The sequence below is a fragment of the Streptomyces sp. WM4235 genome, assembly GCF_001279725.1.
Classification (GTDB): domain Bacteria; phylum Actinomycetota; class Actinomycetes; order Streptomycetales; family Streptomycetaceae; genus Streptomyces.
Map to the genome: position 1 here is coordinate 23,712 of NZ_LGDE01000446.1, position 7,148 is coordinate 30,859.

Annotated in this window: 6 protein-coding genes; 2 read left to right on the forward strand and 4 right to left on the reverse strand. The window is 73.1% G+C overall.

The window, feature by feature from the left end:
• Positions 1-128 precede the first annotated feature (128 nt).
• Positions 129-581, reverse strand: a complete 453-nt coding sequence (locus tag ADK55_RS30165) for a pyridoxamine 5'-phosphate oxidase family protein (RefSeq protein ID WP_053683162.1) — start codon at positions 579-581, stop codon at positions 129-131.
• Positions 581-949, reverse strand: a complete 369-nt coding sequence (locus ADK55_RS30170) for a VOC family protein (protein ID WP_420713692.1) — start codon at positions 947-949, stop codon at positions 581-583. Before ADK55_RS30170 ends, ADK55_RS30165 begins: the two co-directional genes overlap by 1 nt.
• A 144-nt stretch (positions 950-1,093) precedes the next feature.
• Between ADK55_RS30170 and ADK55_RS30175 the strand changes: the two genes are divergently transcribed.
• Positions 1,094-3,913 (forward strand): ATP-binding protein, encoded by a 2,820-nt coding sequence (locus ADK55_RS30175; protein ID WP_053683164.1) that lies wholly within the window; start codon positions 1,094-1,096, stop codon positions 3,911-3,913.
• A gap of 193 nt (positions 3,914-4,106) precedes the next feature.
• Here ADK55_RS30175 and ADK55_RS30180 read toward each other — a convergent pair whose 3' ends face one another.
• Entirely contained in the window at positions 4,107-5,558 is a 1,452-nt protein-coding gene (locus ADK55_RS30180; protein WP_053683166.1) for an amidase, read from the reverse strand.
• A 133-nt stretch (positions 5,559-5,691) separates the two neighbouring features.
• Here ADK55_RS30180 and ADK55_RS30185 point away from each other — a divergent pair, with 133 nt between their 5' ends.
• Positions 5,692-6,309 (forward strand): TetR/AcrR family transcriptional regulator, encoded by a 618-nt coding sequence (locus ADK55_RS30185; protein WP_053683168.1) that lies wholly within the window; start codon positions 5,692-5,694, stop codon positions 6,307-6,309.
• 566 nt (positions 6,310-6,875) lie between these two features.
• Here ADK55_RS30185 and ADK55_RS30190 read toward each other — a convergent pair.
• Positions 6,876-7,148, reverse strand: a 273-nt coding sequence (locus ADK55_RS30190) for a fasciclin domain-containing protein (protein ID WP_199826664.1), incomplete at its 5' end; no start/stop codon positions are given.

Here is a 7,148-nt window from a genome sequence, read left to right on the forward strand (position 1 = left end):
AGGCTCTGATGAGGCTCTGAATGTGTGGATCTTGAGAACCGGCCTTTGCGGGGCCCAGCACACCCGGGCAGCGAAACCGGCCCGGGTGGGCTGGGCCCCCCGGCCGTGCGGCGGGACCGGGCGCGGCGTCAGGCCAGCCAGCGGCCGTCGCGCATCAGCTCACGGCCGGACAGCTCGTTCTCCTCCCGCCAGGCCCGGATGCGGTGAGGAGTGATACGGAACCAGCGGTACGGGGTGGTCAAGGAGCGCGGGTCGAAGCCGGTGCGTGCGGCGAACCGGTCACCCACGTGCGGCGGCAGTGCGTCGATGGCGAGGACCTCGACGTCGCCCTCGATCATGGCGACGTCGCGGGTGTGGCCGAGGGCGAGCCGAGCCGTCCGGGTGGCGGCCAGGTTCCGCCCGGTGGGGCTCTCCGCCGGGGTGGCCGCCAAGAGCGCCTCGCCGTCCCAGTGGAACGACAGCGGTACCAGGTGCGGGGCGCCGTCCGCCGAGGCACTGGCCACCCAGACGTCGACGTCGTGGTCGAGCCGGTGCTCGGTGTCGCGACGGCGCTGGGCGCGGGAGCGGGGTGGGGTGCCCATCATTCCTGCAGCAGTCCGATGAGGTTGCCGTCGGGGTCGATGACGGTGGCCACCAGGCGGCCGCCGCCGACATCGTGCGCGGGTTCCTTGACGGTGGCGCCCGCGGCGGTCAGTTCGGCGAGCTTCGCCTCGATGTCCGCCACGTGCCAGTAGGCCAGCGACGTGGTCAGGCCCTGCGGCCCGCCGCCCGGGAGGAGGCCGATGTGCTGGCCGGCGGCCTCGAAACCGACGTAGTGGGGCCCGTCGGTCTGCGGGGCGACACCGAGCAGCGCGGCGTACACCACCTTGGCCTGGGCGAGGTCGGACACGGGATGCAGCACGGTCTTCATCCCCTGGGTGGAAGAGCTGGTCACGGTCACTCCTGTCATCGCGGAACCGGTCGGCCCGGTGTGGTCCGCCGGGCTCGTTCCTTGTGATCACAGCTTCCCCCCGGCGGGGTTGCGGGCGCCTCCGTGCTGACCACGGAAGGCACCACGGAAGGCACCACGGAAAGCACCACGGATAATGGCCCGGTGTCCACTCCAGTGATTTCGGCTCGGGAAGCCGACGTGCTCGCGCTGCTCGGGGAACACCTGAGCAACGCGGAGATAGCCGCGCGGCTGTTCATCTCCGTACGGACGGTCGAGTCCCACGTCTCCTCGCTGCTCAGGAAGTTGGAGGTGCCGGACCGGCGGGCGCTGTCCCGGCACGCAGGTGAAGCGACGCGTGCCGAGCAGGCGCGCCCGGCACCCGAGCTACCGGCACCGCTGACGGCGTTCGTCGGCCGGACTCGGGAACGCGGGGAACTGGCCGCAGCGGTGACGGCACGTCGGCTGGTGACCGCCGTCGGTCTGGGCGGAGTGGGCAAGACACGGCTCGCGCTGGCGGTGGCAGCTGACGCGGCGGGCGACTTCGCCGACGGGGTGTGCTTCGTGGACCTGGTCCCGGTCACCGATCCCGGGCGAGTGGGCGCGGCGGTCGCGGCGGCCATGGGCGTGGGCGAGCAGCCCGGGCGCGGGATCGACGACGCCCTGGTGGCCGCGTTGGCGGACCGTCAGGCGCTGCTGGTACTGGACAACTGCGAGCAGGTGCGCGACGGGGTGGCTCCGTTCCTGGAACGGCTGCTCGTGGCCTGCCCGGGGATACGCGTGCTCGCGACCAGCCGGGCCCGGCTGATGGTGCCGTTCGAATGGGTCTTCCCGGTTCCGCCGCTGTCGCGCGTCGGAGGCGGCGCGTCGGAGGCGGCGGCCCTGTTCCTGGAGCGGGCGGCGGCGGTCGGCAGGGCCCCGGCTCCGGCGGAACGCGACCGGATCGCGGAGCTGTGCGAACGGCTCGACGGCATGGCGCTGGCCATCGAACTGGCGGCGGCGCGCTGGTCCACGCTCGGGTTGGACGGCCTGGCGGCCGGCCTCGGCGACCAGCTCCGGATCCTCGCCGGCGGCCCCCGCGCCGACGGCAGACACCGGTCGGTGCGGGCCGTCCTCGACTGGAGCCACGACCTGCTGGAACCACAGGACCGGGCGCTGCTGCGCCGGGTGTCGGCGTTCGTCGCTCCGTTCACCGCCGAGGCGGCCGCCGAGGTGGCCGGGTTCGCCCCCCTGGAGACGGCCGCGGTCGCCGACGGGCTCGGCAGGCTCGCCGAGCAGAGCCTGCTCGCCGTGACACCGTCCGATACCGGCACCCGCTACCAGGCGCTGGAGACCCTCCGTCAGTACGGCACGGAGCGGCTCACCGACGCCGGAGAGCTCGACGATGTCCGATCGCGCCACCTGGCATGGTGCCTGGTCGGTGCGGCCGGCCTCCAGGAAGGCGGCGGCTCGGACTGGCGAGCCCGGTTCGACGCGGTCGCGGAGGACCTGCGGGCCGCCTTGACCTGGTCCGCGGGCCGGCCGGAGCAGCGCGCGGACGCGTGCCGTCTCGCCCTGTCCCTGGCCGAGCCGGCCTTCACCCGGAACCTGCTGGGCGAGGCCCAACAGCGCTACGAGCAGGCGGCCTCGCTCACCGCCGGCGTCGACGCCGCCGCCGCATTGCGGCAGGCCGCCGGGGTGGCCGGGTGCCGCAGGCTCGGCGACGACATGTACCGCCTGCACCGGGCCGCCGCCGAAGCCGCCCGCCGGGCCGGGGACGCGGCCGGGGCCGCTCGCGACCTGGCGGCTGCCGCCACCGCCGCCTACCGCTTCTCCAGCACGTTCGCCGGCCGGGTTCCGCCCGCGGACGAGGTGACCGGCCTCCTCGCGGCGGCCCGCGAGCTGACCGGTGACGATGACCCGGCCGTCGAGGCGGCTCTCGCGCTGGCCGAGGCCGCGGTGGTCGCGGACGCGTTCGGCGCGGTCCAGGGCGCCCCGGACAACACCGCACCGGACACCGTCGCGTGCGCGGAACGAGCCGTCGAACTCGCCCGACGCGCCGGCGACCCGGTGGCACGGTCCGCCGCCCTCGACGCGCTCTCCGGCGCCCAGAGCTGGGCCGGTGAGAGCTTCGCCGCCGCGGCCGCCGCCCGCGCCCGGATCGACATCCTGACCTCGGCACCGAGCGCCCCTGCCCGGACGCACGAGCTGATCGACGCCCTCGCCATGGCCGCCGCGACCGCCGTCGGCACGGGCGAACTGTCGGCGGCCCGCCGGTGGGGCAGCCGGCTCGCGGACCGGCCGCAGCTGGCCGAGGTGGGCGACCACGCCACGTCCTGGCTGCTGGTCGCGGACGCGCTCGCGGGCCACACCGACGCGGTCCTCACCAGCAGCGTGCGCTTCCTCGACGCCTGGGAGCAGGCCGGCCGGCAACGGTCGTTCTCGCTCGGCCCGGCCGCCGCGTCCGTCGCGATGATCCACGGCTTGCGAGGCGACCACGAGGCACGGGCGACCTGGCTCACGATCACCGACCGGACAGGCAGCGAAGAGGATCACCGCCACGGCCACGGCGCCGTCTTCGACACCATGGTCCTGCTCCACCACGGGGACGCCGACGCGGCCCTGGAGCGCGTCGCGCCCGAGCCGGAGCAGGTGTGGAAGTGGGTCTGCTGGGTCTGGCTGCACTGGTACACGGCGCTCCGGGCCGAGGCAGCGGTCCTCGCCGGGCACCCGGACGCCCGGGGCCGGGTCGCCGCCGCCCGGGCCGTGGTCGCCGGGAACCCGGTCGCCTCCGCCCTGGTGGACCGGGCGGAGGCACTGCTCAGCGGCGATCTGCCGCGGTTGCTCGCCGCCGCGTCGGCGTTCGAGGCGGCCGACTGCCGCTACCAGTGGTCGCGTACGCTCCTGCTCGCCGGCGGCGAGCACGCCGCGACCGGCGCGTCCGCACTGGCCGACCTCGGACTCGCGCCCATGGCCGCCCGGTCGCCGCACCACTGGCGCCCCTGAACGACACGTCGTCCTCTCGCACTCGACGCGACACCCGGTGGGGCCGCCGCCGTGCCGCTCGGTGAGCCGGGCCCGGGTGCGGGTGGTGTCGTCGGGTCGAGGCCGGCCCGGCGCCGGAGATCGAGGACGTCGTCCGATCCGAAGGCGCGGCCCCGGCCCCTCGCCGGGGCGAGGAGGGGCCGGCGGGTGACGCTCAGGCGGACTGGACGGCGCCCGCCCACACGGTCGGCGTTCGGTGTGCCCAAGGGGCTGCCTGCTCCAGCTGCCCGGCGAGACGGAACAGGACGTCCTCCCGCCCGTGGCCGGCAGCGAATTGGACGCCTATGGGCATGCCGGTGGCCGGGTCGGACGCGAGCGGCATCGACATGGCGGGTGTGCCGGCGACGTTGAAGGCCGCGGTGAACGGCGACCTGTAGAACAAGTGCTCCAGCCGGCCCAGCCCGTCAGCCCCTTCCGCGCCATGGTGATAGGTGCCCACCTGGACCGGCAGTTCGGGAAGGGTGGGTGTCAGCAGCACTTCGTGACGGCCGAAGTGGGCGCCGAGCGATCGAGCGACCCGGTTGCGTACATCGAGGGCGTGCACGAACTCCGAGCCGCTGACCCGGCGGCCCCACGCGTAGCTCGCCAGCATCTCGGGTTCGACGGTGCTCTCGTCCACGGGACGACCGAACGTCCTGGCGAAGCCCTCGATCCAGGTCACCAGGTTCGCCGACCACAGGCGTGCGTTGGCCAGGACGAACTCCTCCCAGCTCACACCGAGGTCCACGGAGGTGACGTCGACGTGATGACCGAGCGACTCGAGTAGGCGAGCGGTCGACAAGACGGCGTCGTGTACCGCCGGCTCCACGGCGCGCCCGTTCCAAGGGGTGGTCACCAGGCCGATGCGCAGCCTTCCGGGGGAGCGGGTGACTTCTTCGGCGTACGGGCGAGTCGGGCGCTCCGCGAAGTAGGGGTCGCCCGACTCGGGGCCCTGGATCAGGTCCAGCAGCGTCGCGCTGTCGCGCACGGTTCGGCTGAGCGCGCCGTGGACCGCCAAGCCGTTGAAGACCTCATCGGCGTCCGGCCCCATGGAGACCCGGCCTCGGGTGGGCTTGAGCCCGAACAGTCCTGTGCCGGCGGCGGGCACGCGGATCGAGCCGGCCGCGTCGGTGGCGTGGGCGATGGGGGTGATGCCGGCCGCGACGGCCGCGGCCGACCCGCCACTGGAACCGCCGGCCGTTCGGGCGAGGTCCCAGGGGTTGCGCGTCGCTCCGTGGAGGACCGGCTCCGTGGTGGTGCTGTAGGCGAACTCCGGGGTTGCCGTGCGCCCCAGTGTCACGAGGCCGGCGCCCCGGAACCGCCGCATGAGAGAGGAGTCCGCCGCCGCCACATTGCCCACGGCGAGCCGGCTGCCCAGCTCGACCCGCTTGCCCTTCATGGACACGGCGAGGTCCTTGATGAGGAAGGGCACGCCCGCGAGCGGTGTGCTGCCGGGGGCAGGGGCGTCCTCGGCGGGCCAACTCTCCACGACGGCGTTGATGTCGGGGTTCACGGCAGTCATCGCGTCCTGGGCCGCGGCCGTGACCTCCGCGACGGTCACCTCTCCTCGCGCGAGGAGTTCGGCCAGCCCCACGGCGTCGTACCGCGTGTATTCGTGCAGTTTCATGGTGCCTTGCCTTGCCTTGCCTAGCGCCGGACGATCGAGCCCTGACGATACCGATCGGTATCGTCGGGGGGTGATCGGTAACGTAGCATGGGGTCAAGCGAGGCCGGCCAACGCGAGTGGAGCGAGACGGAACATGACGAGCAGCCCCTCACGGCCCGGCCGGGACACGCGGGTGCCCCGTCTGCCGCCGCGTGAGCGCATCCTCGACGCGGCGGAGGAGCTCTTCCTGCGAGACGGCGTGAAAGCCGTCGGCGTCCAGGCCATCGCCGATCAGGCCAAGACCACGAAGATGGCCCTGTACCGGCACTTCGCCACCAAGGACGCGCTGATCGAGGAGTGGCTGAGGATCGTCGCGGCAGGTTACGCATCCGCGTTCGACAAAGTGGAAGCGGAGCACCCGGACGACGGCCGCGCGCAAGTTCTCGGCGTCACCCGATTCATCGCCGAGGGACTACCGGACATCGCGCGGCGAGGCTGCCCCTTCGTCAACTCCATCGCGGGCCTGCCCGACCCCGAGCACCCGGCCCGTCGGCTGATCGAGAGGCACAAAGCCACTCAGCGCCGTCGTCTCACGGACATGTGCGACAAGGCCGGCGCGAAAGTGCCCAGTGACACCTCCGCGGAGATCACCTTCCTCCTGGAGGGTGCGCAGATCAGCATGCAGAACGGCAGCGTCGACCGAGTGGGCGACCGGCTCCAGGCCGCGGTCACGGCAATACTGGACCGAGACACCGGCGCACCGGACCGCTGACCCGGTGTCACTGGACTGCTGGCCCGGTGTCACCGGACCGCTGGCCCGGTGTCACTGGACCGTTGACCTGGTGTCACCGGAGCGGGCGTCCTCACAGGGGAGCGGGGAATCGGGTGACTTCGCCCGTGTGCCGGTGTGCCTGGCGGCCCGTGTGCCGGTGTGCCCGCGAGCCTGGCGGCCAGGGCGGCTCTCGGCCACTGACGGGTCCGCCCGCGCCCTCGCCGTCCCGTTCCCCGATCTTCCTTCCCCACGGGCGGGATTGCGGGCCCCCATCACGGGGCCGCCGCACTGGATGGGAACGGCCTCGATGACCGGCCCCTGGGATGCCGGCCCCGACCACGTGCTGCTTCGTTCTCGCACGCCTCCGACGGGTGGTGGGTGGTGGGGATGTCCTGCCGGCGCTGTCCGATGAGCGTGCCGCTCGGTCAGCGGAGACCGTGAGCGGCGGCGATGTGGGGCCGTTGGGCGAGGGGGGTTTCAGGTTGTGTCGCGGGCCGCAGGGGCGCGGCCATCCCCGATGACGGTGCTCCCCGTGGCAGTTCGGGGGTGGGCCTGCCCCGGGTCGGTCACTTGGGTATGAGGACGGTGTCGACGATGTAGGCGTTGGCGTTGGCGGTCTTGACGTTGCCGCAGACCACGTTGGAGGCGTCGTTGACCATGTAGGACTCGCCGGAACCCATGGTGTTCACCTTGCCCTTCGGCAGGGTGTCGAAGGAGCCGCTCTCCAACTGCTTGGGAGTGAGCTTCTGGCCCACGACGTGGTAGGTCAGGATCTTGGTGAGCATGGCCTTGTCGGCGAGGACCTTGTCCAGGTCCGCCTTCGGGATCTTCGCGAAGGC

What these genes read in the sequence shown, in the direction of transcription:
- ADK55_RS30185 (WP_053683168.1), top strand. Translation starts at nt 5,692, where the DNA reads ATGACGAGCAGCCCCTCACGGCCCGGCCGGGACACGCGGGTGCCCCGT.
- ADK55_RS30165 (WP_053683162.1), bottom strand. Translation starts at nt 581, where the DNA reads ATGGGCACCCCACCCCGCTCCCGCGCCCAGCGCCGTCGCGACACCGAG.
- ADK55_RS30170 (WP_420713692.1), bottom strand. Translation starts at nt 949, where the DNA reads ATGACAGGAGTGACCGTGACCAGCTCTTCCACCCAGGGGATGAAGACC.
- ADK55_RS30180 (WP_053683166.1), bottom strand. Translation starts at nt 5,558, where the DNA reads ATGAAACTGCACGAATACACGCGGTACGACGCCGTGGGGCTGGCCGAA.